This window comes from Microbacterium sp. M, from assembly GCF_045181065.1.
GTDB lineage: Bacteria > Actinomycetota > Actinomycetes > Actinomycetales > Microbacteriaceae > Microbacterium.
In genome coordinates this window covers 2,249,664-2,273,430 of the sequence record NZ_CP173721.1, presented here as the reverse complement: position 1 = coordinate 2,273,430, position 23,767 = coordinate 2,249,664, and the positions used below count along the sequence as shown (strand labels likewise).

At 68.0% G+C, this 23,767-nt stretch carries 23 protein-coding genes and 2 tRNA genes; 15 read left to right on the top strand and 10 right to left on the bottom strand.

Translation table 11 applies throughout. The features are described 5' to 3' along the window. Positions 1–13 precede the first annotated feature (13 nt). The 6 genes from ACI7YT_RS11035 to ACI7YT_RS11010 form a co-directional block, all read right to left on the bottom strand. On the bottom strand, positions 14–1,162 hold the full coding sequence (locus ACI7YT_RS11035) for a signal peptidase I (protein WP_406245575.1): 1,149 nt from the start codon (positions 1,160–1,162) through the stop codon (positions 14–16). After that, entirely contained in the window at positions 1,159–1,653 is a 495-nt protein-coding gene (locus tag ACI7YT_RS11030) for a hypothetical protein (protein ID WP_406245574.1), read from the bottom strand. The genes ACI7YT_RS11035 and ACI7YT_RS11030 overlap by 4 nt, the downstream gene beginning before the upstream one ends. Beyond that, positions 1,650–2,150, bottom strand: a complete 501-nt coding sequence (locus tag ACI7YT_RS11025; protein WP_406245573.1) for a hypothetical protein — start codon at positions 2,148–2,150, stop codon at positions 1,650–1,652. Before ACI7YT_RS11025 ends, ACI7YT_RS11030 begins: the two co-directional genes overlap by 4 nt. Positions 2,151–2,175: 25 nt before the next feature. Next, entirely contained in the window at positions 2,176–2,748 is a 573-nt protein-coding gene (locus ACI7YT_RS11020; RefSeq protein WP_406245572.1) for an alternate-type signal peptide domain-containing protein, read from the bottom strand. A 101-nt stretch (positions 2,749–2,849) separates the two neighbouring features. Continuing rightward, positions 2,850–4,034: a hypothetical protein gene (locus tag ACI7YT_RS11015; RefSeq protein ID WP_406245571.1), complete on the bottom strand. Its 1,185-nt coding sequence runs from the start codon at positions 4,032–4,034 to the stop codon at positions 2,850–2,852. A gap of 29 nt (positions 4,035–4,063) precedes the next feature. Next, positions 4,064–4,137: transfer RNA gene (locus tag ACI7YT_RS11010), tRNA-Gly, on the bottom strand. A gap of 109 nt (positions 4,138–4,246) precedes the next feature. On the opposite strand from ACI7YT_RS11010, the gene ACI7YT_RS11005 reads away from it, so the two are divergent. From ACI7YT_RS11005 to ACI7YT_RS10950, 12 genes are all read left to right on the top strand, one after another. Then, positions 4,247–4,320, top strand: a tRNA-Pro gene (locus ACI7YT_RS11005). Positions 4,321–4,381: 61 nt separating this feature from the next. Further along, entirely contained in the window at positions 4,382–5,866 is a 1,485-nt protein-coding gene (gene tig / locus ACI7YT_RS11000) for a trigger factor (RefSeq protein WP_406245570.1), read from the top strand. 67 nt (positions 5,867–5,933) lie between these two features. Then, complete coding sequence (locus ACI7YT_RS10995; protein WP_406245569.1) at positions 5,934–6,428, top strand: tetratricopeptide repeat protein; 495 nt, start codon at positions 5,934–5,936, stop codon at positions 6,426–6,428. An 80-nt stretch (positions 6,429–6,508) separates the two neighbouring features. After that, positions 6,509–7,105 (top strand): ATP-dependent Clp protease proteolytic subunit, encoded by a 597-nt coding sequence (locus ACI7YT_RS10990; protein ID WP_406245568.1) that lies wholly within the window; start codon positions 6,509–6,511, stop codon positions 7,103–7,105. 21 nt (positions 7,106–7,126) lie between these two features. Further along, a complete protein-coding gene (locus ACI7YT_RS10985) occupies positions 7,127–7,768 on the top strand; it encodes an ATP-dependent Clp protease proteolytic subunit (RefSeq protein WP_376180456.1) in 642 nt (213 codons plus the stop codon). A gap of 164 nt (positions 7,769–7,932) precedes the next feature. After that, the gene (locus ACI7YT_RS10980; RefSeq protein WP_406245567.1) at positions 7,933–8,868 is read left to right on the top strand and encodes a sugar-binding transcriptional regulator; all 936 of its coding nucleotides are present in this window, start codon (positions 7,933–7,935) and stop codon (positions 8,866–8,868) included. A 29-nt stretch (positions 8,869–8,897) separates the two neighbouring features. Continuing rightward, a complete protein-coding gene (deoC, locus tag ACI7YT_RS10975) occupies positions 8,898–9,866 on the top strand; it encodes a deoxyribose-phosphate aldolase (RefSeq protein ID WP_406250570.1) in 969 nt (322 codons plus the stop codon). A 14-nt stretch (positions 9,867–9,880) separates the two neighbouring features. Then, positions 9,881–11,323 (top strand): aldehyde dehydrogenase family protein, encoded by a 1,443-nt coding sequence (locus ACI7YT_RS10970; RefSeq protein WP_406245566.1) that lies wholly within the window; start codon positions 9,881–9,883, stop codon positions 11,321–11,323. Continuing rightward, positions 11,320–12,171: an aldehyde dehydrogenase family protein gene (locus tag ACI7YT_RS10965; RefSeq protein ID WP_406245565.1), complete on the top strand. Its 852-nt coding sequence runs from the start codon at positions 11,320–11,322 to the stop codon at positions 12,169–12,171. Before ACI7YT_RS10970 ends, ACI7YT_RS10965 begins: the two co-directional genes overlap by 4 nt. A gap of 93 nt (positions 12,172–12,264) precedes the next feature. Then, positions 12,265–13,533 (top strand): ATP-dependent Clp protease ATP-binding subunit ClpX, encoded by a 1,269-nt coding sequence (gene clpX, locus ACI7YT_RS10960; RefSeq protein WP_406245564.1) that lies wholly within the window; start codon positions 12,265–12,267, stop codon positions 13,531–13,533. Between the two features lie 40 nt (positions 13,534–13,573). Next, entirely contained in the window at positions 13,574–14,377 is an 804-nt protein-coding gene (locus tag ACI7YT_RS10955; RefSeq protein WP_406245563.1) for a hypothetical protein, read from the top strand. A gap of 53 nt (positions 14,378–14,430) precedes the next feature. Next, the gene (locus ACI7YT_RS10950) at positions 14,431–15,540 is read left to right on the top strand and encodes an epoxide hydrolase family protein (RefSeq protein ID WP_406245562.1); all 1,110 of its coding nucleotides are present in this window, start codon (positions 14,431–14,433) and stop codon (positions 15,538–15,540) included. A gap of 22 nt (positions 15,541–15,562) precedes the next feature. On the opposite strand, the gene ACI7YT_RS10945 is transcribed toward ACI7YT_RS10950, so the two are convergent. Next, on the bottom strand, positions 15,563–16,177 hold the full coding sequence (locus ACI7YT_RS10945) for a class I SAM-dependent methyltransferase (protein ID WP_406245561.1): 615 nt from the start codon (positions 16,175–16,177) through the stop codon (positions 15,563–15,565). Continuing rightward, entirely contained in the window at positions 16,170–18,221 is a 2,052-nt protein-coding gene (locus ACI7YT_RS10940; protein ID WP_406245560.1) for a M3 family metallopeptidase, read from the bottom strand. The genes ACI7YT_RS10945 and ACI7YT_RS10940 overlap by 8 nt, the downstream gene beginning before the upstream one ends. 94 nt (positions 18,222–18,315) lie before the next feature. Here ACI7YT_RS10940 and ACI7YT_RS10935 point away from each other — a divergent pair, with 94 nt between their 5' ends. Continuing rightward, positions 18,316–18,939 (top strand): ArsR/SmtB family transcription factor, encoded by a 624-nt coding sequence (locus ACI7YT_RS10935; protein ID WP_406245559.1) that lies wholly within the window; start codon positions 18,316–18,318, stop codon positions 18,937–18,939. Next, positions 18,936–19,154, top strand: coding sequence for a hypothetical protein (locus ACI7YT_RS10930; RefSeq protein WP_406245558.1), 219 nt, complete (start codon positions 18,936–18,938; stop codon positions 19,152–19,154). The genes ACI7YT_RS10935 and ACI7YT_RS10930 overlap by 4 nt, the downstream gene beginning before the upstream one ends. 29 nt (positions 19,155–19,183) lie before the next feature. Here the strand turns inward: ACI7YT_RS10930 and ACI7YT_RS10925 are convergent, their stop codons facing one another. Together ACI7YT_RS10925 and valS are read right to left on the bottom strand one after the other, a co-directional pair. Next, on the bottom strand, positions 19,184–19,399 hold the full coding sequence (locus ACI7YT_RS10925) for a hypothetical protein (RefSeq protein ID WP_406245557.1): 216 nt from the start codon (positions 19,397–19,399) through the stop codon (positions 19,184–19,186). Beyond that, a complete protein-coding gene (gene valS / locus ACI7YT_RS10920) occupies positions 19,399–21,972 on the bottom strand; it encodes a valine--tRNA ligase (RefSeq protein ID WP_406245556.1) in 2,574 nt (857 codons plus the stop codon). The genes ACI7YT_RS10925 and valS overlap by 1 nt, the downstream gene beginning before the upstream one ends. A gap of 168 nt (positions 21,973–22,140) precedes the next feature. Between valS and ACI7YT_RS10915 the strand changes: the two genes are divergently transcribed. Then, positions 22,141–23,763, top strand: a complete 1,623-nt coding sequence (locus tag ACI7YT_RS10915) for an ABC transporter substrate-binding protein (protein WP_406245555.1) — start codon at positions 22,141–22,143, stop codon at positions 23,761–23,763. Positions 23,764–23,767 lie beyond the last annotated feature (4 nt).

Here is a 23,767-nt window from a genome sequence, read left to right as displayed (position 1 = left end):
CCGTCGCGACTTCTTAGTCGCGACGGTCTTTCCGCATTCGCCGGACGATGAGCAGGACTGCGCCTGCGAGGATCAGCACCGAAGCGCCGACGAGCGCGAGAACGGGAGGTTCGGCCCCTGTCGCAGGCAGCGCCGCGCCGCCCGGAGGAGGGACGGCGGGGGATCCGGATGCCTGGGTGAGCGTGACGGTGACCTCGAGCGCCGCCGAGGCGTCGCTGTTGTCGTTGCCTCCTGTAGCGGGGAGCGCGACGCGCAGGGGCACCTGAACGCTCGCGCCGGCGTGGAGTTCGCGTTCGGTGCGCAGCGGGGCTGCCTCGGTCAGGGCCTCCGCGAGCCCGACGTCGGCGGCGGATGCCGGGTCCGTCGGCACCCAGGCGGTCTCGATCTGCGCGTCGGCGATGTCGGGGGAGGCGTTGCGCACCCAGAGCGGAACGTCGATCGCGTCGCCGGGGACGAGGGCGTGCGTGCCGTCGAGCAGGCGCAGCGTTCCGCTCTGCGTCCAGGTGATGCCGTCGTGACTGAGGAGCAGGGGAGAGGGGTCGGCGGACGCGGCCTGCGCCGACGGGGCCGCGATGAGCCCGCCGGTGAGCGCTGCGACGACCAAGACGGCCGCCGCGGCCACGGCCGCGAGTCGTCGCCTGCGCACGGCGTCGCCGATGAGGGCCACGATGCCCCACCCGATCGCGAGGACGCCGATCACCGCGACGACGATGGATTTGACCGACGGCGTCGCCCAGATGTTGATCCAGCCGAGCCAGGGGATGGCGTAGACGAGGACGCCGCGCACCTGGACCTCGCGTACGGGTTCGGCATCCGCGACATTGTTCGCGTCGCCCTGCGTGGTGAGGATGCGCTCACCGGTGCCGTCCACCCCGATCGCCACGACGCGGTGCGTCACCACCTCCGGCTCGCCCGAATGCACCTGGTAAGTGACGACGTCGCCGATTCGGATGTCGGCGATCGGGGCCGGGCGCACGGCGATCAGATGGCCCTGCTCCAGCGCGGGTCGCATGCTGCCGGTGAGCACCGTGTAGCTCGACGCGCCCAGGATGAAAGGGATGACGGCCGTGAACAGAGCCAGCGCGCAGACGATCGCGAGCAGGATGCCGAGGAGGATCCCGCGAGTGCGGCGGGCGGGGGAGCGGTGCACTGGCGAGGTCATGGCACCGCTGCACCGCAGGTCGTGCCGATCGGCAGAAGTACCGATGTCGCCGTATAGGCCCGGGAGTTCGGCGAGATCCACAGGCCATTGCTCCCGTTGACGTACGCCGGGTAGACCCGCACGGTGAGCGTCGTCGGGGCGAGCAGGCCGGAGAGCAGGTTGCCGAGCAGGCCGCCGTTCAGTGCGACGGAGGTGGTGGTGAGCACGGTCGTCGTCGACACTCCGTCCGCACGTGAGATGACGACGTTGTATCGGTTCGCGCCGGCCACGGCGCTCCAGGTCATCGTCGCGGTCTGCGTCAGCGGAGGCAGGCCGCTGTTCGCACAGGTCATGGTCGCCGGCGCCGGCGCGGTGTATCCGGCGATCGAGGTGCCGGCGTGCGTGTTCGACACCGACCAGTACCCGCTCGCGCTGGACGCCCCGGCCAGCAGAACGCCGGCGACGAGCCCCGCGATCACGATCGGTGCGCGGCATCGGCGTCGAGTGCTCATCCGGCACCCCGCTGCGTGAGATCGAACGTGACGTTCGGCGCGAGATCCTGGCCCTGCAGCGTCGACGGGGCCGTTGCCGCCAGTGTGTAACGGACGCAGACCGTGACCTGGGCCCCTGGCGTGAGGCCGCCTGTGGCCGGGTATCCGGCGGCGGGGAGCGTGGTGCCGGCCGCGCCCGAGCAATCATCCAGGCTGACCGAGCGGGTGACGTATGCGTTGAAGGCGGCCGCGTTGGACGCGCTGGCCGTCAATCGGGTGCTGAGCGTCGTCCCCGCCCCGAGCACGGTGACCGTGGCGCGTTTCGAGATCGTCGTGCCCGGTCCGATCGCTCCCCAAGCGGCTCCGCCGGCCCAGTCGACCTGGATGTCGAGATCCCCGCTGGTCACGGCACCGCCTGGCAGCGTCTGCTGAGCCTGCCAGTACGCGGACACGCCGGAAGCCGTTGCGAGAGCCAGAACGGCTCCCGCAACGACTCCGATGAGGGCGCGCCGCCGCATCAGGGCATCCGGGGACGGGGCGCGATTACGGCGTCGGGTCGACCTGCGTGAGCGTCAGCGAGACGTCCTCGAAGACGAAGTCGGTCACCTGCAGGTCCGTTCCGCTGGTCGCCGGATCGAACTGGAAGGCGACCTCGACGCTGACGACTTCGCCGTCGAGCGCATCCGTCAGTCCAGTGCCGGGGAACGTCGCACCGGTGTCGTCCGTGACGTTCACGACGGGCGGCAGGATGCCGGTGGGCAGGCTCGCCAGGTCGGCGACAGTGAGGTCAGCGACGAGGTTGTCTCCGACGAGCGTGATCGTGAAGTCGCCGGCGAGAGTGAGTGTGTCGCCGGGCACGATGTCGATCGTGCTGAGATCCGTCACCGGCGTCGCGGTCCCGCCCTCCGGCGTCAGCGTCCACGAACTCGCCCCGGCGGGCTGGAGGTCGAGATCGCCGCTGACGACGGTGCCGCCGCCGAGCGTCGCCGTGGTCGTCCAGTACGCCAGCGTGCCTCCGCCACCGAGCAGAAGCACTGCTCCGGCCGCGATCGCGATGATGGCCATCGTGCGCTTGCCGGAGCGGTGCTCCGTGCGCGTCTCGACCGCTTCGTCCATGATGAGTGCCCCTCTCCATCGGGCGCTTGGGACGCGCCCGCCGTCTTTCGCGCAAGCGTAATGCGCCCCGAGAGGTTTGGATACCGGAATATCGGAAAGGGTCAGCGGCAGTTCGCTGCCGCGTCGATCATCGACTGCGGGGGTGCGCCGTACACATCGGTGCCGTTCGCCCGATCACTGAAGCCCATGCTGATGGCCCACGCCGTCGCCCATGCCTCGATCGTGTCCTGATCCGACGAGTCGTACATCGCCTCGCACTTGACGCTGATGGCATGGCCGACCTCGTGCGCGACGAGCGCCTTCGCCCACTCTGCCGGCCAGGATTCGGCGATGTAATCCGACAGAGCGATCGTCGAGTAGCCGGGATCGCCGTACCACCAGGTCGTCCAGCCGCCGTTGGACGGTCCGTCGTAACCGGGAACCGTCGGCGACCAGTCGAAATCGAGCAGGACGCCCGGGGCGAGCGAACGCGCGAACGCCTCGATCTCGACCCTGGGACCGTAGAGGGGGCCGGCCTTCTCCGCCAGTTCCGCCTGCTCGCTCGCGAGCATGGCGGCGGCCGCCGCCTCCAACTCCGCATATCGCGTCGCGGTGCCATCGTCGAGTTCCGCGATCCCGGCGACGACCTCGGCCGCGGTGCGGACGGCGATGATCTCGGGATTGCGTGCGTTCACATGTGCGGCTTCGAGATCGGATGCTGCGGATGCCGCCGCCTGCGCGGCGCGAAGCGCGGTTTCCTCGACGCTCGCCTCGGCATCCGTCACGTCTTCGCTGAGCGTCTCGAAGTCGTCGGTGCGCTCCTGCAGCGCCGTCGTGTCGTCGGCGAGGCGTGCGCTCTCGGCGAACAGCTCCCACGTCCATGCGGGCTTGGTGCCCGATTCCGGGAAGGATGCTGCGGTCGCGGCATCCGCGTCGGAGGTCGTGGTCTCGACCGCTGCGATCGCGGTGTCCAGCTCGTGTCGTGTGCCGGCGGGCATGAGCGCTCCGCTGTCGGCGGCGGCGATGTCGCTTGCGGCAGCCGCAGCTGCATCGAGCTCGTCGGCATCGGCGGCGAGGTCGATCTGACGGTTCTCGGCCACCGCCCCGGCGTCCTGGAAGGCCACCAGGGAGTCGTCGTAGTGCAGGTTCGCGGCCGTGTGCACGACCGCGCCGACGGCGATGATCAGGCTGCCCGTGAGGATGCCCCACAGGATGCGCCTTCGACGAGGGCGAGGAGGTGCCGGGGCGTTCGCGCTGGAGAACGTCGCGGGGAATTCGTGCTCGCCGTCGAGGTGCTGTCCGGTCACAGCGCCCCCTCACGACGAATCCAGGAGAGTGGAGGGGCTGACGAGAATCGAACTCGCGTCATCTGTTTGGAAGACAGAGGCTTTACCATTAAGCTACAGCCCCGGATCCGGCCCGGCTGGCGGGTCGGGAACCGACTGGACAAGCATAGCGGACAGTTCGGACCGCTCTCGTCCGTTAGACTTCCTAGGGCTGAATCTGCGTGCGGATTCCCCGGGGCGTAGCTCAGCTTGGTAGAGCGCCCGCTTTGGGAGCGGGAGGTCGCAGGTTCAAATCCTGTCGCCCCGACTCTGTCCCACACGCTTCACGCCGCGCTCCAGCGCGGGAACCACAAGGAGAACGAACCAGCATGGCGAACAGCACCGTCGAGAAGCTGACCCCGACCCGGGTCAAGCTCAGCATCACGGTCACCCCCGAGGACCTCAAGCCCAGCATCAAGCACGCCTATGAGCACATCGCTCAGGACGTCCAGATCCCGGGCTTCCGCAAGGGCAAGGTCCCCGCGCCGATCATCGACCAGCGCATCGGCCGCGGCGCCGTCATCGAGCACGCCGTGAACGAGGGCCTGGACGGCTTCTTCCGCGCCGCCGCCACGGAGCACAAGCTCCGCATCGTCGGCCGTCCCGCCGCCGAGATCATCGAATGGCCGAACGAGAAGGACTTCGCGGGTGACCTGCTCGTCGACATCGAGGTCGACGTCCGTCCCGAGATCGAGATCCCGTCCTTCGACGGCATCACGCTGACCGTCGACGCCATCGAGACCGATGAGGCAGCCGTCGACGAGGAGCTCGACCGCCTTCGTGCGCGCTTCGGCACGCTGATCCCCGTCGACCGCCCCGCCGCGAAGGGTGACTTTGTCGAGCTCGACCTGGTCGCCACGATCGACGACGCCGAGATCGACCGTGCCGAGGGCGTCTCCTACGAGGTCGGCTCCGGCGAGCTGCTCGAGGGCATCGACGACGCGATCGAGTCGCTCACCGCCGGTGAGGACACCACGTTCCGCTCCAAGCTCGTCGGCGGCGACCACGCCGGCAGCGAGGCCGAGGTCTCCGTGACCGTCAAGGCCGTCAAGGAGCGCGAGCTTCCCGAGGCCGACGACGACTTCGCTCAGATCGCGAGCGAGTTCGACACGATCGCCGAGCTGCGCGAGAGCGTCGCCGAGCGCGTCAACGAGCAGGGCGTGTTCACGCAGGGATCCGCGGCGCGCGACAAGCTCGTCGAGGCGCTTCTCGAGAAGATCGAGATCCCTGTCCCGCCGCAGCTCATCGAGGACGAGGTGCACAACCACCTCGAGTCCGAGAACCGTCTCGAGGACGACGAGCACCGCGCCGAGGTCACCGAGGCCAGCGAGAAGCAGTTCCGCACCCAGGTGCTCCTCGACACGATCGCGGAGCAGGCGGATGTGCAGGTCTCGCAGGACGAGCTGACCCAGTACCTCATCCAGTCCGCAGCGCAGTACGGGATGGCTCCGCAGGAGTTCGTCGAGGCGCTGCAGTCGTCGAACCAGATCCCCGCACTGGTCGGTGAGGTCGCCCGCAACAAGGCCCTCGCCATCGCGCTCGGCAAGGTCTCCGTCGTCGACACCAACGGCAAGGCCGTCGACCTGAGCGACTTCATCGCGGTCGACGACGAGGCCGATACCGAGGCTGCGGCCGAGGAGAAGCCGGCCAAGAAGGCTCCCGCCAAGAAGCCGGCGGCCAAGAAGGCCCCCGCCAAGAAGGCTGACGAGGCCGAGGCCGACGCTGAGAAGCCGGCCGCCAAGAAGCCGGCTGCGAAGAAGGCTCCGGCCAAGAAGCCGGCCGCCAAGAAGGACGAGGCCGCGAAGGCCGAGTGATCGCGAAGCGATACTGACGAGAAGGCGGATGCTTCGGCATCCGCCTTCTTGCGCGAAAGGGAGACGGATGGACACCTGGGAAGAGCGCATCGAGGCGGTCTGGACCGCGGCCAGTGGCGAGCTGGTCGGCGATGAGGTCATCGCGCTCATCGATGCCCTCGCTGCCGAGCGAGGCGCGGACGACGCGCGAGCGGAGTGCGAACGCGCCGGAGCGCGGGACTCGGCCGGGCGTGAAGCGGAGGCCGTCGAGCTGTACCGGCGCGCATTGGGGTTGGGCCTGGACGACGAGCACCGCCCGCAGGCCGTGATCCAGCTCGCCAGTTCGCTGCGCAACATCGGCGAGTTCGATCAGGCGCTGGCGCTGCTCGAAGAGGAGGAGCGCACGCATCCCGGCTCCCCGTACCACGAGGCGGTCGCCGTCGTGAAGGCGCTGGTGCTGGCCAGCTCAGGCGCACCGGCGCGCGGCCTGTCCGTCGCGCTGCTGGCGCTGATCCCGCACCTGCCGAGATATCACCGATCCATGACCGCCTACGCGTATGAGATCGCCGACCGCGACACCTGATATGCCGACGGCGAACACGACCTGAGCACCGTGTCGTCGCCGGTAGATTCGAATCATCGAACACGGAAACAGGAGCTGAAATGGCTGCAGAACCCCTTGTCGCGACGAGCGTCTTCGACAGGCTGCTGAAGGACCGCATCATCTGGCTCGGCTCAGAGGTGCGCGACGAGAACGCCAACGAGATCTGCGCGAAGATCCTTCTTCTCGCCGCGGAGGACTCTGAGAAGGACATCTACCTCTACATCAACTCACCCGGTGGCTCGATCACGGCAGGCATGGCCATCTACGACACGATGCAGTTCGTGCCGAACGACATCGTGACGGTGGGCATCGGCATGGCGGCATCGATGGGTCAGCTGCTGCTGACCGCCGGCACCAAGGGCAAGCGGTACATCACGCCCAACGCCCGCGTGCTCCTGCACCAGCCGCACGGCGGTTTCGGCGGCACCGCGAGTGACATCCAGACTCAGGCGCAGCTCATCCTGTCGATGAAGAAGCGTCTCGCCGAGATCACCGCTTCGCAGACGGGCAAGTCCGTCGAGCAGATCAACGAAGACGGCGACCGCGACCGTTGGTTCACCGCCGACGAGGCGCTCGAGTACGGTTTCGTGGACCACATCCGCGAGTCCGCCAGCGACGTCATCGGCGGCGGCGGCACCGAGCCGGACAGCAAGTAAGCGGAAAGCGAAAGGATTCCCATGCACACTCCCACTTTCCGCGCCGCAGGCAACCTGCCTTCCAGCCGCTACGTGCTCCCGCAGTTCGAGGAGCGCACCGCCTACGGCTTCAAGCGCCAGGACCCGTACAACAAGCTGTTCGAGGACCGTGTGATCTTCCTCGGCGTGCAGGTCGATGACGCGTCGGCGGACGACGTCATGGCTCAGCTGCTGGTTCTCGAGAGCCAGGACGCAGAGCGCGACATCACGATGTACATCAACTCGCCCGGCGGCTCGTTCACCGCGATGACGGCGATCTACGACACGATGCAGTACGTCGCGCCGCAGATCCAGACCGTCGTGCTCGGCCAGGCGGCCTCGGCTGCTTCCGTGCTGCTCGCCGCCGGCGCACCAGGCAAGCGCCTCGCGTTGCCCAACGCCCGTGTGCTCATGCACCAGCCGGCGATGGGCGAGGCCGGTCAGGGCCAGGCGTCCGACATCGAGATCCAGGCCGCGGAGATCCTCCGTATGCGCACCTGGCTCGAGGAGACGATGGCGCACCACACCGGTCAGCCTGTCGAGAAGGTGAACCGCGACATCGATCGCGACAACATCCTCTCGGCCGCGCAGGCCAAGGACTACGGCATCGTCGACCAGGTGCTCACCACGCGCAAGCGCGCCTGAGCTTCGATTCCACGCGAGAGGGCGATCCGGCATCACGTCGGGTCGCCCTCTTCGTGCATCCGCGGACCGCGAATGCGCATCGGCCCGCACTCGCGGTGCTCATATGAGCGCCTGAGTGCGCATACGTCGCCGGCTCGGTACGCTGGAGACGAAGGGAGGATGCCGTGGACGACGATCTGCTCACCGTGCGCGTGGCCGAGCTCTACTACGACGAGAGCAAGACGCAGGACGAGATCGGCGCCCTCCTGAAGATCTCCCGCTGGAAGGTCGGCAGGCTGCTGACCCAGGCGCGCGAACGGGGCATCGTCCGCATCGAGATCGTGCATCCTCGCGCCAGACGGCTCGGCATCGAACGCCTGCTCACCGAGCGCTTCGGGTTGGCGGATGCCGTCGTCGTTCCGGCCGCCGACGATGACTCCACCACTCTGGAGCGCGTCGCACAGGGCGCCGCCGACCACCTGGCCGCCCTGCGACCGGTTCCGCGCGTTCTCGGCGTCAGCTGGGGACGCACGCTCACCGCTGTCGCCGAAGCGCTCGTGGACGGCTGGGCGCACGGCGTCACCGTCGTGCAGCTCAACGGAGGCGTGAGCCTGAACCGCCGTTCGGGGGGAGCCGCTCAGCTCGCCGCGACCATCGCGCAAAGCGCCGGCGGACAGGTCTCCCTGCTGCCCAGCCCCGCGATCCTCGAGCGGCTCGAGACGAAGCAGGCGATCGAGTCCGATCGGACCGTCGCCGGCGTCCTCGAACAGGCGGCGAATGCGAACGCCTTCCTGTTCAGCGCCGGACCCTGCGACCGCACATCCGCCCACGTCGAGAACGGCTACCTCGACGTCGAGGACGTCGCCGAGCTCGCCCGCCGGGGTGGCGTCGGCGATGTTCTCGGTCGCTACGTGGATGCCGACGGCAACATCGTCGACCCCGAACTCGACGCCCGAACGGTCGGTGTGCCGCTCGAACGGCTGCGCACCGCTGACCACACCGTCTTCGTCACCGCGGGTGCCGCCAAGCACGACATCGCGCGTACAGTCGTGACCAGCGGCCTGTGCCGCGTCCTGGTGACCGACGAGCCCACAGCCCGAGCATTGTTGGAGGAACAGTGACCACGAAAGAACTCACCCGCAGGACTGCGGTGGACGTGCTGGGCGGTGACCCGGACGATGCGACGCTGCGCCGCTTCCTGCACGGGCTTCCCGGCGTCGACGCTGTCGGGCTGGAGCAGCGGGCGGCCGGACTCGGCACCCGTTCGATCAAGACCACGTCCAAGGCCTGGGCGCTCGACAAGATCATCTCCTTGATCGACCTGACCACGCTCGAGGGCGCTGACACGCCGGGCAAGGTGCGGTCGCTGGTCGCGAAGGCGAAGACACCGGATGCCGCGGACCCATCGACCCCGGTCGTCGCCGCGGTGTGCGTGTACGGCGACATGGTGCCGTACGCCGTGGAGGCGCTCGGCGGTCTGCACGGCGACCCGGACGACGGCGGGATCTCGGTCGCGGCAGTGGCCACCGCGTTCCCCAGCGGGCGCGCATCACTGGACATCAAGCTCGCCGACACGGCGGAGGCCGTTGCAGCGGGCGCCGACGAGATCGACATGGTCATCGACCGCGGCGCCTTCCTCTCCGGCCGGTACGGCCTGGTCTTCGAGCAGATCGCGCGCGTCAAGGAAGCCTGTCGGCGTGAGGACGGCACCTCCGCCTCGCTCAAGGTGATCCTCGAGACGGGCGAGCTGAACACGTACGACAACATCAAGCGGGCGTCGTGGCTCGGCATCCTGGCCGGCGGCGACTTCATCAAGACCTCCACGGGCAAGGTCCAGCCGGCGGCGACGCTGCCGACGACCCTGCTGATGCTCGAGACCGTGCGCGATTGGCATCGTGCCACCGGCGAGCGGATCGGCGTCAAGCCCGCCGGCGGCATCCGTTCGTCGAAGGATGCCGTGAAGTACCTCGTCACCGTCGCCGAGACCGCGGGGGAGGACTGGCTTCAACCGCATCTGTTCCGCTTCGGAGCGTCCAGCCTGCTCAACGACGTGCTGCTGCAGCGCCAGAAGCTCGCCACCGGCCACTACTCCGGCCCCGACTACGTCACGATCGACTGAGAAGGAGCGCACGCATGTCATTCCTGGAATATGCTCCGGCACCCGAGTCGAAGGCGATCCTGAGCCTCAGGGACAGCTACGGGCTGTTCATCGACGGCGAGTTCGTCGACGGCGCGGGCCCGAGCTTCACGACCATCTCGCCGGCGGACGAATCGCGCATCGCCGAGATCGCCGGCGCGAGTGACGAGGACGTCGATCGAGCCGTCGCGGCCGCGCGCCGCGCGTACGAGAAGACGTGGTCGAAGATGAGCGGTCGCGACCGGGGCAAGTACCTGTTCCGCATCGCCCGCCTCGTGCAGGAGCGCGCTCGCGAGCTCGCGGTCGCCGAGAGCCTCGACAACGGCAAGCCGATCAAGGAGAGCCGCGACGTCGACGTGCCGCTGGTCGCCGCCTGGTTCTTCTATTACGCCGGCTGGGCCGACAAGCTCGACTACGCGGGCCTGGGGGCGAACCCCAAGGCGCTCGGCGTCGCGGGTCAGGTCATCCCGTGGAACTTCCCCCTGCTGATGCTGGCCTGGAAGATCGCACCGGCGCTGGCCGCTGGCAACACCGTGGTGCTCAAGCCCGCCGAGACCACGCCGCTCACGGCGCTCATCTTCGCCGAGATCCTGCAGCAGGCCGACCTGCCGCCCGGTGTCGTGAACATCATCACGGGTGCGGGTTCGACCGGGGCGCATCTCGTCCGGCATCCGGACGTCGACAAGGTGGCCTTCACGGGATCGACCGGGGTCGGCCGCGACATCGCCCGCGCCGTGGCGGGCAGCGGCAAGAAGCTCACCCTGGAGCTCGGCGGCAAGGCGGCCAACATCGTCTTCGACGACGCACCGATCGATCAGGCCGTCGAGGGCATCGTGAACGGCATCTTCTTCAATCAGGGACACGTCTGCTGCGCCGGCAGCCGTCTGCTCGTGCAGGAGTCGATCCACGACGAGGTCATCGATCGGCTCAAGGATCGCCTCTCGACCCTGCGCCTCGGCGACCCGCTGGACAAGAACACCGACATCGGAGCGATCAACTCCGCCGCTCAGCTGGACCGCATCCGCGAACTCAGCGACATCGGCGAGGCCGAGGGCGCCCAGCGGTGGACAGCGGACTGCGCCATCCCCGAGAAGGGCTTCTGGTTCGCGCCGACGATCTTCACAGGCGTCGAGGCATCGCATCGCATCGCCAGAGACGAGGTCTTCGGGCCGGTGCTCTCGGTGCTGACGTTCCGCACGCCGGCCGAGGCGATCGCGAAGGCCAACAACACGCCCTACGGGCTGTCCGCCGGAATCTGGAGCGACAAGGGCTCCCGCATCCTGGCCGTCGCTGACCGGCTGCGTGCCGGCGTCGTCTGGGCGAACACGTTCAACCGATTCGACCCGTCCAGCCCGTTCGGCGGGTACAAGGAGTCCGGATACGGTCGCGAGGGCGGCCGCCACGGGCTCACCGCCTACCTGAAGGGAGCTTCCGCATGAGCAAGCGTCTTTCCGTTCCGAAGACCTACAAGCTCGCGATCGGCGGGGCGTTCCCGCGGAGCGAGTCCGGTCGCACCTACGAAGTCGTCTCGGCGAAGGGCGCGTTCCTCGCGAATGCCGCCAAGGCGTCCCGCAAGGATGCGCGGGATGCCGTCGTCGCCGCCCGCGCGGCCGTGAAGGGCTGGTCGGGTGCGACCGCGTACAACCGCGGTCAGGTTCTCTACCGCGTCGCCGAGGTCCTCGAGGGGCGTCGCGCGCAGTTCGTCGAGGAGATCGCGGCTCAGGAAGGCGTCTCCGTCGCGGCGGCCGGCACTCAGGTCGACGACGCGATCGACCTGTGGGTCTGGTACGCCGGCTGGTGCGACAAGTACGCGCAGGTCGCAGGGAACGCCAACCCTGTCGCCGGCCCGTACTTCAACATCACCGTGCCTGAGCCGACGGGTGTCGTCGCGATCGTCGCACCGCAGGATTCGGCGCTGCTGGGTCTGGTCTCGGTCGTCGCGCCGGCACTGGTCGCCGGAAACACCGTCGTCGTGCTCGCGAGCGAGCGCTTCCCGCTGTCCGCGATCAGTCTCGCCGAAGTGCTGGTCACGAGCGACCTACCCGGCGGTGTGGTGAACGTCCTCACCGGATCCTCCGCCGAGGTCGCGCCGTGGCTCGCCTCGCACGCCGACGTCAATGCGCTCGACCTCGCGGGTGCGGACGAACTGGACTGGGTCGACCTCGAGATCGCGGCGGCCGACACGCTCAAGCGCGTGCTGCCCCCTGGGCCGGTCGAGGCGTCACCCGCGCGGATCGCCGCGTTCACCGAGACGAAGACGGTCTGGCACACCAAGAGCATGGTGTGACGTGGCGGACACCGAGTCGTGGCAATGCGGCTCGGTGTCCGATGCACGGGTTAGGCTCGTCAGGAAGATCTTCGGATCCTGAGGAGGATGCGCATGGCTCGTATCGGTGAGAGCGCCGACCTGTTCAAATGCTCGTTCTGCGGAAAGAGCCAGAAACAGGTCCAGCAGCTCATCGCTGGCCCCGGGGTGTACATCTGCGACGAGTGCGTCGAGCTGTGCAACGAGATCATCGAAGAGCGCATGGCCGAGTCCGAGGCCTCGGGCGTGGCGGAGTTCGATCTGCCGAAGCCGCGTGAGATCTTCTCCTTCCTCGAGGAGTACGTCGTCGGCCAGGAGCCGGCGAAGAAGGCGCTGTCCGTAGCGGTCTACAACCACTACAAGCGCGTCCGCGCACGCAGCACGCTGCAGCCGGCCGAGCAGCGCGCCGAGGACATCGAGATCGCCAAGAGCAACATCCTGATGATCGGTCCGACCGGTTGCGGCAAGACCTATCTCGCCCAGACGCTCGCCAAGCGCCTCAACGTCCCGTTCGCCGTCGCCGATGCCACGGCGCTCACCGAGGCCGGGTACGTCGGTGAGGATGTCGAGAACATCCTGCTCAAGCTCATCCAGGCCGCCGATTATGACGTCAAGCGCGCCGAGCAGGGCATCATCTACATCGACGAGATCGACAAGATCGCGCGCAAGGCCGAGAACCCGTCGATCACACGCGACGTGTCGGGTGAGGGCGTGCAGCAGGCGCTGCTGAAGATCCTCGAGGGCACGGTCGCGTCGGTGCCGCCGCAGGGCGGTCGCAAGCACCCGCACCAGGAATTCCTGCAGATCGACACCACGAACGTGCTGTTCATCGTCGCCGGCGCCTTCGCCGGCCTCGAGGACATCGTGTCCGCGCGCGTCGGCAAGCACGGCGTCGGATTCGGTGCGCCGCTGCACGACAAGACCAAGGACCTGGATCTCTTCAGCGAGGTGCTGCCCGAAGATCTGCACAAGTTCGGACTGATCCCCGAGTTCATCGGCCGTCTTCCCGTCGTCGCCTCGGTCTCGCCGCTGGACCAGAGCGCTCTCATCGACATCCTGACCGGCCCGCGCAACGCTCTGGTGAAGCAGTATCAGCGCATGTTCGAGCTCGATGGCGTGCAGCTCGAGTTCGAGGAGGACGCGCTGCGTTCGATCGCGGATCTGGCCGTGGACCGCAAGACCGGCGCCCGCGGACTCCGCGCGATCCTCGAGGACGTGCTGGGACCGATCATGTTCGAGATCCCGTCCGCCGAAGACGTCGCGAAGGTGATCGTCACCCGCGCCGCCGTCGACGAGGGTGCGCCGCCCACGGTGATCATGGAGCGCAAGCGCAAGAGCGCCTGATTCGCCTGAGACGATCGTCCGCGTCGCGACACTCGAGGGTATGACGACGACGCAGAAGCGGTGGACGAGGGTCGGACTGGCCGTGGTTTCGGCCCTGGTGCTTGTGGGCTGCTCCGGCGTGCAGGCGCCGAGCTCCACGGCAGCGCCGGAGAGCACCGCCGCAGCCGACAGCGCTCCGCCGGCAGACTCCGTCGCCTACGAGTGCAACGGACGGTTCGTCGATCCCGAAACCTATAACGCCGACGTGCGAGCTGATCAGCTTCCTGCAGAGGATGCCGCCGGCATCGCCGCCGGGGTCGACGACATGGGAGACGACGGACTCCTGGATGACCCGTCCGCGTGGATCATTGCGGCCCGTTCCGGCAGCAGCGTCACGCTGCTGCGTCCCCTCGAGGCAGAAGGGGACTACGACGTCGTCGTCTTCGACAAGATGGACGAGCTACCAGCCACCGGTGAACCCGGCTGGATGCTGACCAGCAGCGCGTCGTGCACGCTCGCGCTCGACCCGGCGCCGTTGACATCCGCCGTGGTCGCGCTGGACCCGGCTGCTGCGACGGATGCCGACAGCACGCAGTTGGCGCTGCTCGTCACCGAGCGGGAGTGCAACAGCGGTCGGGATGCCGAGGGGCGGATCGAGTTGGTGTCACTTCAGGAGACTGCTGACGCCGTCATCGTGCGCATCGCGGTGAGCCCGCACACAGAAGACGCAGCGCACACCTGCCAGAGCAACCCGCCGACCCCGTTCACCGTGGAACTCGCCGAGCCCCTCGGCGACCGCGAGGTACTGGACGGCTCGCTGGTCATCCCTCAGTCGATCCCAGCGCAGGCCGACATGTCGTTCTGACCTCCGGTCGAACCGGCACACGGGATGTCTGAGGCCCGGTCTACGTTGGCGGCATGCGCAGCTTCGAGATCTCCGTGCCGGACGACGTCCTGAACGATCTGAGTGATCGGCTGGCGGGCTCCCGCCTGCTCGGCGATTCCCCGCGCCGACCGGCGACCGGGCTCTCCGCGGCCTATCTCGCTGAACTGGTCGACGCCTGGCGATCGTTCGATTGGCGTGCTCGCGAGCGGTGGCTCAATCAGGATCCTCAGTATCTCGCCGACGTCCGCGGCACTCGGCTGCACTTCGTCCATCGCCGCGCGCGGAATGCCGACGCGCCGGCCGTGCTGGTCATGCACGGCTGGCCGCACACGTTCGCCCTGCAGCTCGATCTCGCGCGACTTCTACCGGAGTTCCATGTCGTCGTGCCGAGCTTCCCCGGTTTCGCCTTCTCCGAGCCCTATGACGGCACGATGACCGAGAACATCATGGCCGACCTCATGCACAGCCTGATGACCGGAGAGCTGGGTTACGAACGGTATCTGGTCTACGGCGAGGACATCTCGGCCAATGTCAGCGATCTCATCGCGGCCGAGCATCCGGAGCAGGTCGCGGGAATCCTCGTAACGCATGCGCATTTCGGTACCGACGAGGAGCGAGACGCGCTGGACGACCCCGAGGCCAGAGGGTTCTTCGAACGACTGGCGGCGTCGGGCGGGCCGGATGGTGCGTACGCGCATCTCCAGGCGACCAGGCCCGACACGCTGGCCGCTGCGCTCAACGATTCACCCGTCGGACTCCTCGCCTGGCTCGTCGAGAAGCTCGTCGAGTGGAGCGATACGCCCAACGGCGACCCTGCAGCTCTCGAGCGGCTCATAGCGCGCGATCGCATCCTGACCGAGGCCACCCTCTACTGGGCGACCCAGACGATCGCCTCGTCCTTCCGGCCTTATTTCGATCGGGGAGCGGACGCGCGCATCCCGCCGGTCGAGGTGCCGGCCGTCGTTGCGATCCAGCGTCACGAGCACGACTATCCCGAGGCGCTGGCGCGCGCGTTCTACCGCGATCTGCGCTCGTTCGAGCGGCTCGACGAAGGCGGCCATTTCGCGGCCGCCGAGGTCCCTGCGGCGATGGTCGAGCGTCTGCGACTGCTCGCCGCGGAAGCCGGGCTCCTGGGCGCGTAGGTCTCCGATCCGGCGCTTCGTCTCAGGGCGTTCGCATCCATTCGGCCACGAGCAGCGTGTCGTCGGCACCGGTCCACGTCGTCGTCCTCACGATGCGGAAGCCCGCCGAACCGGCGACGTTCGTGATCCGGTCGACGGTGCTGTACGGCTCGTGGTCACTGGGGTATGCGGTCCGACGGACTCGGGACTCGGGGGGCCGTTCTTCGGCGAAAGTCGCCGTCACGACGCGTCCATCCGGTCGCAGCACGCGGTGCCACTCGGCAAGCGTCGCTCGCGCGTCTGGGATCGCATGCAGCGCGGTCACGCAGGTGATCAGGTCCATCGACCCATCGGCGATCGGCAGGGCGGCGGCATCGGCCTCGATCCAGATCGCGTCCGGGAGCTCCTCGCGGGCGACCGCGAGCATACCCGTCGAGATGTCGACGCCGATCAGCCGCAGATCACCACCCCTTCGGTGGAGCGCGCGCAGCACCAGGCCAGTGCCCGTGGCGACGTCGAGCACATCCTGCACATCGGAGATGTCCACGAAGTCGGCGACGGCGTTCGCCAACTCGCGATGCATCGCGCTCGCGTCATAGGTCGCCGCGCGACGATCGAACGCTTCGCGGACGACGTCGATGCGGTCGGCCTCACTCACCCCCGAGTCCGCGTCGCTTCAGCAACGGTGCGATCTCGGCATCCCTGCCGCGGAAGTCCCGGTAGGCCTCGAGGGGATCCTTCGAACCGCCGACCCCCAGCAGCCGGTCGCGGAACCGATCGCCGTTCTCGCGCGTCAGACCGCCGTTGTCGCGGAACCACTCCACGGTGTCGGCATCCAGCACCTCGCTCCAGATGTACGAGTAGTAGCCGGCACTGTACCCGCCGGCGAACACGTGTGCGAAGTATGTCGACGAGTACCGGGTCGGAACGGCCGGGTTGTCGAGCCCTATCGACGCGAGCGCCGCCGCCTCGAACTCCGCCGCGTCGGTCACGGCATCCGATGCACCGAGCAGATGCCATGCCTGATCCAGCCAGGCGGCCGCGAGGTACTCGCTCGTGGCGTGCCCCTGGTCGAACGTCTCGGTCGCCTTCAGCCGCTCGACGATCCCGGAATCCAGGGGCTCGCCCGTCTCGACGTGGCGGGCGTAGTTGTCCAGGACCTCGCTCCACAGGATCCACATCTCGTTGACCTGGCTGGGGAACTCGACGAAGTCGCGGAACACGTTCGTCCCGGCGAAATGCGGGTAGGTGACCGTGGCGAACAGGCCGTGCAGAGCGTGACCGAACTCGTGGAACAGGGTCGTCACCTCATCGAGCGTGAGAAGCGTGGGCTGTCCGTCGGCCGGCTGGGCGACGTTGAGATTGTTCACGACGACGGGCGCCGTGCCGCGCAGCCGCGACTGACTGACGATCGGGTTCATCCACGCGCCGCCGCGCTTGGAGTCGCGCGTGTAGAGGTCGAGGATGTACAGCCCGAGTGCGCTGCCATCGGCGTTCGAGACCTCGAACACGCGGGCGCCGGGGTGATAGGCGATCAGATCCGTGCGCTCGACGAACGTGACGCCGTACAACTGCGTCGCCGCGAAGAACACGCCGTCCTGCAGAACCCGCTCCGCCTCGAACCAGGGCCGAAGCGCGGCGGTGTCGATGTCGTACTCCGCTGCGCGCACCTTCTCGGTGTAGAACGCCCAGTCGTGCGCCTCGAGGGCGAACGGTTCGGCCTCGGACTCGTCGATGATCCGCTGCAGGGCGGCCTGCTCCCGGCGGGCGTTCGCGGCGGCCGGCACGGCCAGACGATGCAGCAGGTCGGACACGGCCTGCGGAGTCCGGGCGGTCTCGTCGGAGGTGACGTAGGCGGCGTGCGAGTCGTGGCCGAGCAGCGCCGCGCGCTCTGCACGCAGCCGGACGATCTCGGTCAGCACGGCGCGGTTGTCGTTCGCGTTCCCGCGGGATCCGCGCGAGCGCGACGCTTCCATGATCCGGCGGCGGCTCTCGCGATTCGTCAGCGAGGCGAGGTAGGGGTGACCGGTGAAGAGCGGGAGCGTGACGAGATGTCCGTCCAGCCCTCGCTCGGAAGCGGCACGGGATGCTGCCGAGAGCTCGCCCTCCGACAGGCCATCGAGCTCGGCCTCATCGGTGAACAGCACGGCCAGGTCGTTGGTGTCGGCGAGCAGGTTCTTCTCGAACGTCGTCGTCAGTGTGGACAGCTGCTGGTTCAGTGCCGTCAGTCGCGTCTTCGCTTCGTCGTCGAGCGCCGCGCCCGCGTGCGTCATCTCGCGGAAGTGCCGCTCGACGAGGTACCGGTCCTCAGCGCCGAGCTCGAGGTCGTCCAACTGCTCGTGCAGGGTGCGGATGCGCCAGTAGAGCTGGGCATCCAGGGTCACGGCATCCTGGTGCGCGGCCATCAGGGGCGCGAGCTCCTCGTCGATGGCCTGGATCTCGGCGGTCGCATCCGCCGAGCTCACGGTGTAGAACGCGTGGGCAACTCTCTCGAGCAGCGCACCGGCCTCCTCGAGAGGCACCATCGTGTTCTCGAACGTCGGCATCGACCGTACCCGGGTGATGCGCTGGATCTCGTCGAGATGCTCGGTGAACGCGACGCGGAATGCGGGCAGGTAGTGCTCCGGGCGGACCGAAGCGTAGTCGGGCAGTGCATAGGGGAGAGCGGACGGCGTGAGCAGCGGATTGGCGACGTCGGTCATGACATCGAGCCTACGCCGGGGCCGCAGCGCAGCGCCGGCGATTGATGCAAAGAAATACTTGCAAAGATCTGCTTGCAAAGGTATCTTTGCAAGCATGACGGATGACGAACAGTTGCGACGGCTCGATCCCGGTGCCCTCAAGGCCCTGGCTCACCCGCTGCGGGTACGGATCTTCGATCTGCTGAGCACCCACGGGCCGCAGACCGCGAGTTCGCTCGCCGCGCTTCTGGGGGAGACCTCGGGCTCGACCAGCTATCACCTGCGCATGCTCGCCGCTCATGACCTGATCCTCGAAGTCGAGGGTCGTGGTACGGCTCGCGAGCGGTGGTGGGAACTGCCGCAGGGACGGATCGACATCCCCGGCCCCAGTCAGACCATGACTCCGGCCAATCGAGCGGCGGCGCAGATCGTCTCGTCCGAGTTCTTCCGCCTGCGTCACGAGACGCTGATGTCGTGGGCGAACCGCCCCGAGTCCGAGGCGCCGGAGGGCTGGAAGGACGCCGGGCTCATCGCCACGACGCTCCTCGAGATGACGCCGACGCAGATGGAGGACCTCAAAGCCGAGCTCATGGCTGTGGTGGACAGCGCCGTGACGCGCTACCGCGGCCAGACCGGGCCGGATGTGCGTCGCGTGTCGATGCGCACCGACCTCTTCGACATTCCGGGTTCGGGCCCGGTTCTGTCCGATGCCACCGACGAGAACACGGAGGAATCATGACCAGCGCGACCATTTACCTCGTTGCTCCGACGCGCGCCGAGCAGAGGCTGCTCGGCGTCGCCGAACTCCTCACGGCCTTCGTGCAGCATCGCATCGAGCGACGCGCCGAGAAGCGCGCTCTCGCCCTCGACCTGCTGCGCGAGCAGCAGGCCAGGCGGGAGGATCCGCACGCCGTCGATCACATGCTCGCGCAGATGGGTGCTCCGCGGCACTGATCATCGGCGCCGCCAGGGACCAGCGGGCCTCAGTCCTCGAACGGCCGGACGACGACTTCACCGGATGCCGTGGCGAGCACTTCCCACCCGGCATCCAGCTCCGCGATCGGACGACCTTCGAGCCAGGTCAGCGTCCAGGAGCCCGTGTGGCCTTCCGCTTCGACAGCGGCGATACCGGGCCGCAGGGATGCCGGGACAGAAGCCGGCGGCTCGGTCAGCGCGGCCCAGCGCGTGCCCAGCTGCATCAGCTCTCCTCCACCGGGGCCAGCTCGATCTCCGTGACGGCGAGCTCCTCGCCCTCGACGAGCGACAGTTCCGCGATCCGACCGACCGCCTGGAGATCGCCGGCAGCCGCGCGCAGGGCGTCGAGTGCCGACGCAGGAGCGGCGATCTCCGCACGGGCGACCGGCGTCTTCTGCGAGGCCTTCGCCTCGGTCTTGGCGCGGCGGATGCCGATGAGAGCGGCGCTGGCTGCGGAGAGGACGGCGGGGTCGCCACCGGCATCCCGAGCTTCAGGCCACGCAGCGGTGTGGATCGAACCCTCTTCGAACCAGCTCCACGCCTCCTCCGCGGCGAACGAGACCACAGGGGCCAGCAGGCGCAGAAGCGTCGAAAGTGCGATCCGCAGGGCGAGCGCAGCGGACGGCTGGCCCACGTCGGCCTGGTTGTACGCGCGCTCCTTGACGAGCTCGAGGTAGTCGTCGCAGAACGTCCAGAAGAACGACTCGGTGAGTTCGAGCGCCCGTGCGTGGTCGAACGCGTCGAACGCCTTCGTGGCCTCGCGCACCACGTCGTCGAGTGCGGCGAGCATCGAGGCGTCGAGGTCGTGCGTGACGGCTGCGCCTTCGGGAACCGGGAACCCGAGCACGAACTTCGCGGCGTTGAGGATCTTGATCGCCAGGCGGCGACCGATCTTCATCTGCGTCGGGTTCTGCGGGTCGAACGCGGCATCCACGCCGAGGCGGCTGGACGCGGCCCAGTAGCGCACGGCATCCGATCCGTGCTTGGCCAGGATGTCGGCCGGCGTGACCACATTGCCCTTGGACTTCGACATCTTCTTGCGGTCGGGGTCGACGATGAATCCGGAGATCGATGCGTGCGCCCAGGGGGTGCGTGCATCCTCGAGCGTCGATCGCAGCATCGTCGAGAACAACCACGTGCGGATGATGTCCTGAGCCTGCGGGCGCACGTCGAACGGCGCGACCAGGTTCCACAGCTCCTCGTCCCGCTGCCAGCCGCCGGCCAGCTGCGGCGTGAGTGACGATGTCGCCCAGGTGTCGAGGATGTCGGTCTCGGCCTCGAAGCCGCCCGGCACGCCGCGCTGCTCCGCGGTGTAGCCGTCGGGGACCTCCGAAGTCGGATCGATCGGCAGTGCCGCGGCATCCGGGAAGATCACGCGAGCGAAGTCCCGCTCACCGTTCTCGTCCAGCCCGTACCAGACCGGGATCGGAACGCCGAAGAAGCGCTGACGCGAGATCAGCCAGTCGCCGGTGAGCCCGCCGACCCAGTTCTCGTAGCGCACGCGCATGAAGTCGGGGTGCCAGGTCAGCTCGCGACCGTTGGCGATCAGCTGGTCGCGGAGCTCGGCATCGCGCGCGCCGTTGCGGATGTACCACTGGCGCGTCGATACGATCTCGAGCGGGCGGTCGCCCTTCTCGAAGAACTTCACCGCGTGCTGGAAGGGCTTGGACACGTTCAGCAGGTCACCTGAGGCCTCCAGAAGCTCGACGATCTGCTTGCGGGCGCTGAAGACGGTCTTGCCGGCGAGTTCGGCGTATGCGGCCTTGCCGGCGTCGGTGATGATCGCGTCCGGCGCCTCGGCGATCACGCGGCCGTCCTGGCCGAGGATCGTGCGGTTGGGCAGGTCCAGCTCGCGCCACCAGATGATGTCGGTCACGTCACCGAAGGTGCAGACCATGGCGATGCCGGATCCCTTGTCCTGCTGGGCGAGGTGGTGCGGGAGCACGGGGACCTCGACGTCGAAGATCGGAGTGCGGGCCGTCTTGCCGAAGTACGGCTGGTAGCGCTCGTCGTCGGGATGCGCCACGAGGGCGACGCAGGCGGCCAGGAGTTCGGGGCGTGTGGTCTCGATCTCGATGTCGCCGGAGCCGTCGCTCTTGTGGAAGGCCAGGCGGTGGAAGGATGCCTGCTGATCGCGGTCCTCGAGCTCGGCCTGTGCGATGGCGGAGCGGAAGTCCACGTCCCACAGGGTCGGCGCGAGCGCCTGGTAGGCCTCACCGCGCTCGACGTTGCGGAGGAAGCCGAGCTGGCTCTGGCGGATCGTGTCGTCCGAGATGGTGCGGTAGGTCTGGGTCCAGTCCACGCTCAGGCCCATCTGACGGAAGACGTCCTCGAACTGCTTCTCGTCCTCGACCGTGAGCTTCTCGCACAGCTCGATGAAGTTGCGACGGCTCACGGGCAGCTGGTCGGCGGCCTTGAGGCTCTTGGCGTCGCCCTGGAACGGGGGGACGAAGTCGGCGTCGTAGGGCAGTGTCGGATCGCACCGCACGCCGTAGTAGTTCTGCACGCGTCGCTCGGTGGGCAGGCCGTTGTCGTCCCAACCGATCGGATAGAACACGGCCTTGCCGCGCATGCGCTCGTAGCGGGCCTTCACGTCGGTGTGCGTGTACGAGAACACGTGCCCGATGTGGAGGGATCCGGATGCCGTCGGAGGAGGCGTGTCGATCGAGTAGACACCCGCGCGGCCGAGTTCGGCGGCGCGAAGGCGATCGAACAGGTAGGTGCCCTGCTCGGCCCAGACGCCGTCCCACTTCGCTTCGAGACCTTCGAGTGCGGGCTTGTCGGGAATCACAGACATAGATGTCTCCTCGAGCGATGTATACGGCACGGTGTGTACGTGCCTGAGTGTGGGTGGGTGCTGACAGTCTACCGATTGCCCGCAGAGGTCGCCCGACGAGGTAGATCGACCCGGTCCAAGAATCGGACGTAGACTGATACGTCCCCTTCTCCTGTTCTGAGGATCCGCATGCCCGCCGCATTCACCCGTCGAATCCTGCCTCTCACCGCGCTCGCTGCGGCAACCGCCCTCGCTCTGAGCGCGTGCGCCGCTCCCGGCGGCGAATCCGCCGATGGTGGCGGCGGCGGCGAGGTGGTCTGGGCGATCGAGGGCGCGAACCTCTCCGCCGGGCACATGGACCCGCAGACCAGTCAGCTCGATGTCGCGAGCATGGTGCAGCGCGTGGTGCTCGACTCCCTCGTGTTCCAGGAGGCCGACGGCACGTTCTCGCCGTGGCTGGCGACCGAGTGGACGGTGTCGGACGACGCGACCAGCTACACGTTCCAGCTCCGCGATGATGTGACCTTCCACGACGGCGAGCCGTTCGACGCGGAGGCCGTGAAGGCGAACTTCGATCGCATCGCCGACCCTGAGACGGCATCCGCCCAGGCTGCGAGCATGCTCGGAGGCGAGTGGTACGCCGGCACCGAGGTGCTCGGTGAGCACGAGGTGCGAGTGAACTTCAGTCAGCCGTACGCACCGTTCCTGCAGGCGGCGAGCACGCCGCTGCTCGGGTTCTATTCGCCTGCGGTGCTCGAATCCTCCGCCGACCAGCTGAAGGCGGGCGGCCCCGGCGTCACCGTGGGCACCGGTCCGTTCGAGCTCACTGATTACACACCGGATCAGGAGATCGTCTACACCCGCAACGAGGATTACGCGTGGGGGCCCGATGATGCGGGAGCCGCGCAGTTCGAGACGCTGCGCGTCTCGATCCTTCCCGAGGCATCCGTGCGCGCCGGCGTCGTCGAGAGCGGCGAGGCCGATCTCGCCAGCCAGTTGCCGCCGAACATCGCCTCCGAGCTCTCAGATGCGCTCACCGTGGAGTCGCTCGAATACCCCGGTCTGCCGTACTCGCTGTACCTCAACGAGAAGTACGGCGTGTTCGCGGACGAGAAGGTGCGCCAGGCCTTCGCCCGTGGCATCGACGTCGACGCGGCTGTCGAGGAGCTCTTCTTCGGCCAGTTCCCGAGGGCATGGAGCATCCTCGGATCGACCACGCCGACCTATGACGCATCGCTCGAGGGCAGCTGGCCGTTCGACCAGGACGAGGCGAACCGTCTGCTGGATGAAGCCGGATGGACCGAGCGCGACAGCGACGGCATCCGCATGAAGGACGGCCAGCGCCTCTCGGTGCGCTGGATCGCCTGGACCCCGGTGCCCGACGACAAGGCTGCGCTGGGCAACGCGATCCAGTCGGATCTCGCCGAGATCGGCTTCGAGGTGAAGCGAGAGGTGCTCGAACCAGGTGCGTACAACGAGCAGTACGGGCCGAAGACGTTCGATCTGACGGACTGGGGCTTCTCCGGCGTCGACCCCGACCTCCTGCGCAGCCACCTGCACACCGATGGCTTCCAGAACGCCTCGCAGGTGTCGGATGCCGAGATCGACGCGCTGCTCGAGCAGGGCGTCGCCACGACGGATCAGGATGCCCGCACCGACGTCTACCAGCAGCTGCAGCAGTGGAACGCCGAGTACACCGCGATCGTGCCGCTGTACAGCCCTTCGCTGATCACGGCGGTGAACGACGACGTGCACGGCCTCGCCTACGACCTGTACGGTCGGCCGCTGTTCTACGGCACGACCGTCGACTGAACCG

What these genes read in the sequence shown, in the direction of transcription:
- ACI7YT_RS11035 (WP_406245575.1), bottom strand. Translation starts at nt 1,162, where the DNA reads ATGACCTCGCCAGTGCACCGCTCCCCCGCCCGCCGCACTCGCGGGATC.
- ACI7YT_RS11030 (WP_406245574.1), bottom strand. Translation starts at nt 1,653, where the DNA reads ATGAGCACTCGACGCCGATGCCGCGCACCGATCGTGATCGCGGGGCTC.
- ACI7YT_RS11025 (WP_406245573.1), bottom strand. Translation starts at nt 2,150, where the DNA reads ATGCGGCGGCGCGCCCTCATCGGAGTCGTTGCGGGAGCCGTTCTGGCT.
- ACI7YT_RS11020 (WP_406245572.1), bottom strand. Translation starts at nt 2,748, where the DNA reads ATGGACGAAGCGGTCGAGACGCGCACGGAGCACCGCTCCGGCAAGCGC.
- tig (WP_406245570.1), top strand. Translation starts at nt 4,382, where the DNA reads ATGGCGAACAGCACCGTCGAGAAGCTGACCCCGACCCGGGTCAAGCTC.
- ACI7YT_RS10995 (WP_406245569.1), top strand. Translation starts at nt 5,934, where the DNA reads ATGGACACCTGGGAAGAGCGCATCGAGGCGGTCTGGACCGCGGCCAGT.
- ACI7YT_RS10990 (WP_406245568.1), top strand. Translation starts at nt 6,509, where the DNA reads ATGGCTGCAGAACCCCTTGTCGCGACGAGCGTCTTCGACAGGCTGCTG.
- ACI7YT_RS10985 (WP_376180456.1), top strand. Translation starts at nt 7,127, where the DNA reads ATGCACACTCCCACTTTCCGCGCCGCAGGCAACCTGCCTTCCAGCCGC.
- ACI7YT_RS10970 (WP_406245566.1), top strand. Translation starts at nt 9,881, where the DNA reads ATGTCATTCCTGGAATATGCTCCGGCACCCGAGTCGAAGGCGATCCTG.
- ACI7YT_RS10965 (WP_406245565.1), top strand. Translation starts at nt 11,320, where the DNA reads ATGAGCAAGCGTCTTTCCGTTCCGAAGACCTACAAGCTCGCGATCGGC.
- clpX (WP_406245564.1), top strand. Translation starts at nt 12,265, where the DNA reads ATGGCTCGTATCGGTGAGAGCGCCGACCTGTTCAAATGCTCGTTCTGC.
- ACI7YT_RS10955 (WP_406245563.1), top strand. Translation starts at nt 13,574, where the DNA reads ATGACGACGACGCAGAAGCGGTGGACGAGGGTCGGACTGGCCGTGGTT.
- ACI7YT_RS10950 (WP_406245562.1), top strand. Translation starts at nt 14,431, where the DNA reads ATGCGCAGCTTCGAGATCTCCGTGCCGGACGACGTCCTGAACGATCTG.
- ACI7YT_RS10940 (WP_406245560.1), bottom strand. Translation starts at nt 18,221, where the DNA reads ATGACCGACGTCGCCAATCCGCTGCTCACGCCGTCCGCTCTCCCCTAT.
- ACI7YT_RS10935 (WP_406245559.1), top strand. Translation starts at nt 18,316, where the DNA reads ATGACGGATGACGAACAGTTGCGACGGCTCGATCCCGGTGCCCTCAAG.
- ACI7YT_RS10930 (WP_406245558.1), top strand. Translation starts at nt 18,936, where the DNA reads ATGACCAGCGCGACCATTTACCTCGTTGCTCCGACGCGCGCCGAGCAG.
- ACI7YT_RS10925 (WP_406245557.1), bottom strand. Translation starts at nt 19,399, where the DNA reads ATGCAGCTGGGCACGCGCTGGGCCGCGCTGACCGAGCCGCCGGCTTCT.
- valS (WP_406245556.1), bottom strand. Translation starts at nt 21,972, where the DNA reads ATGTCTGTGATTCCCGACAAGCCCGCACTCGAAGGTCTCGAAGCGAAG.
- ACI7YT_RS10915 (WP_406245555.1), top strand. Translation starts at nt 22,141, where the DNA reads ATGCCCGCCGCATTCACCCGTCGAATCCTGCCTCTCACCGCGCTCGCT.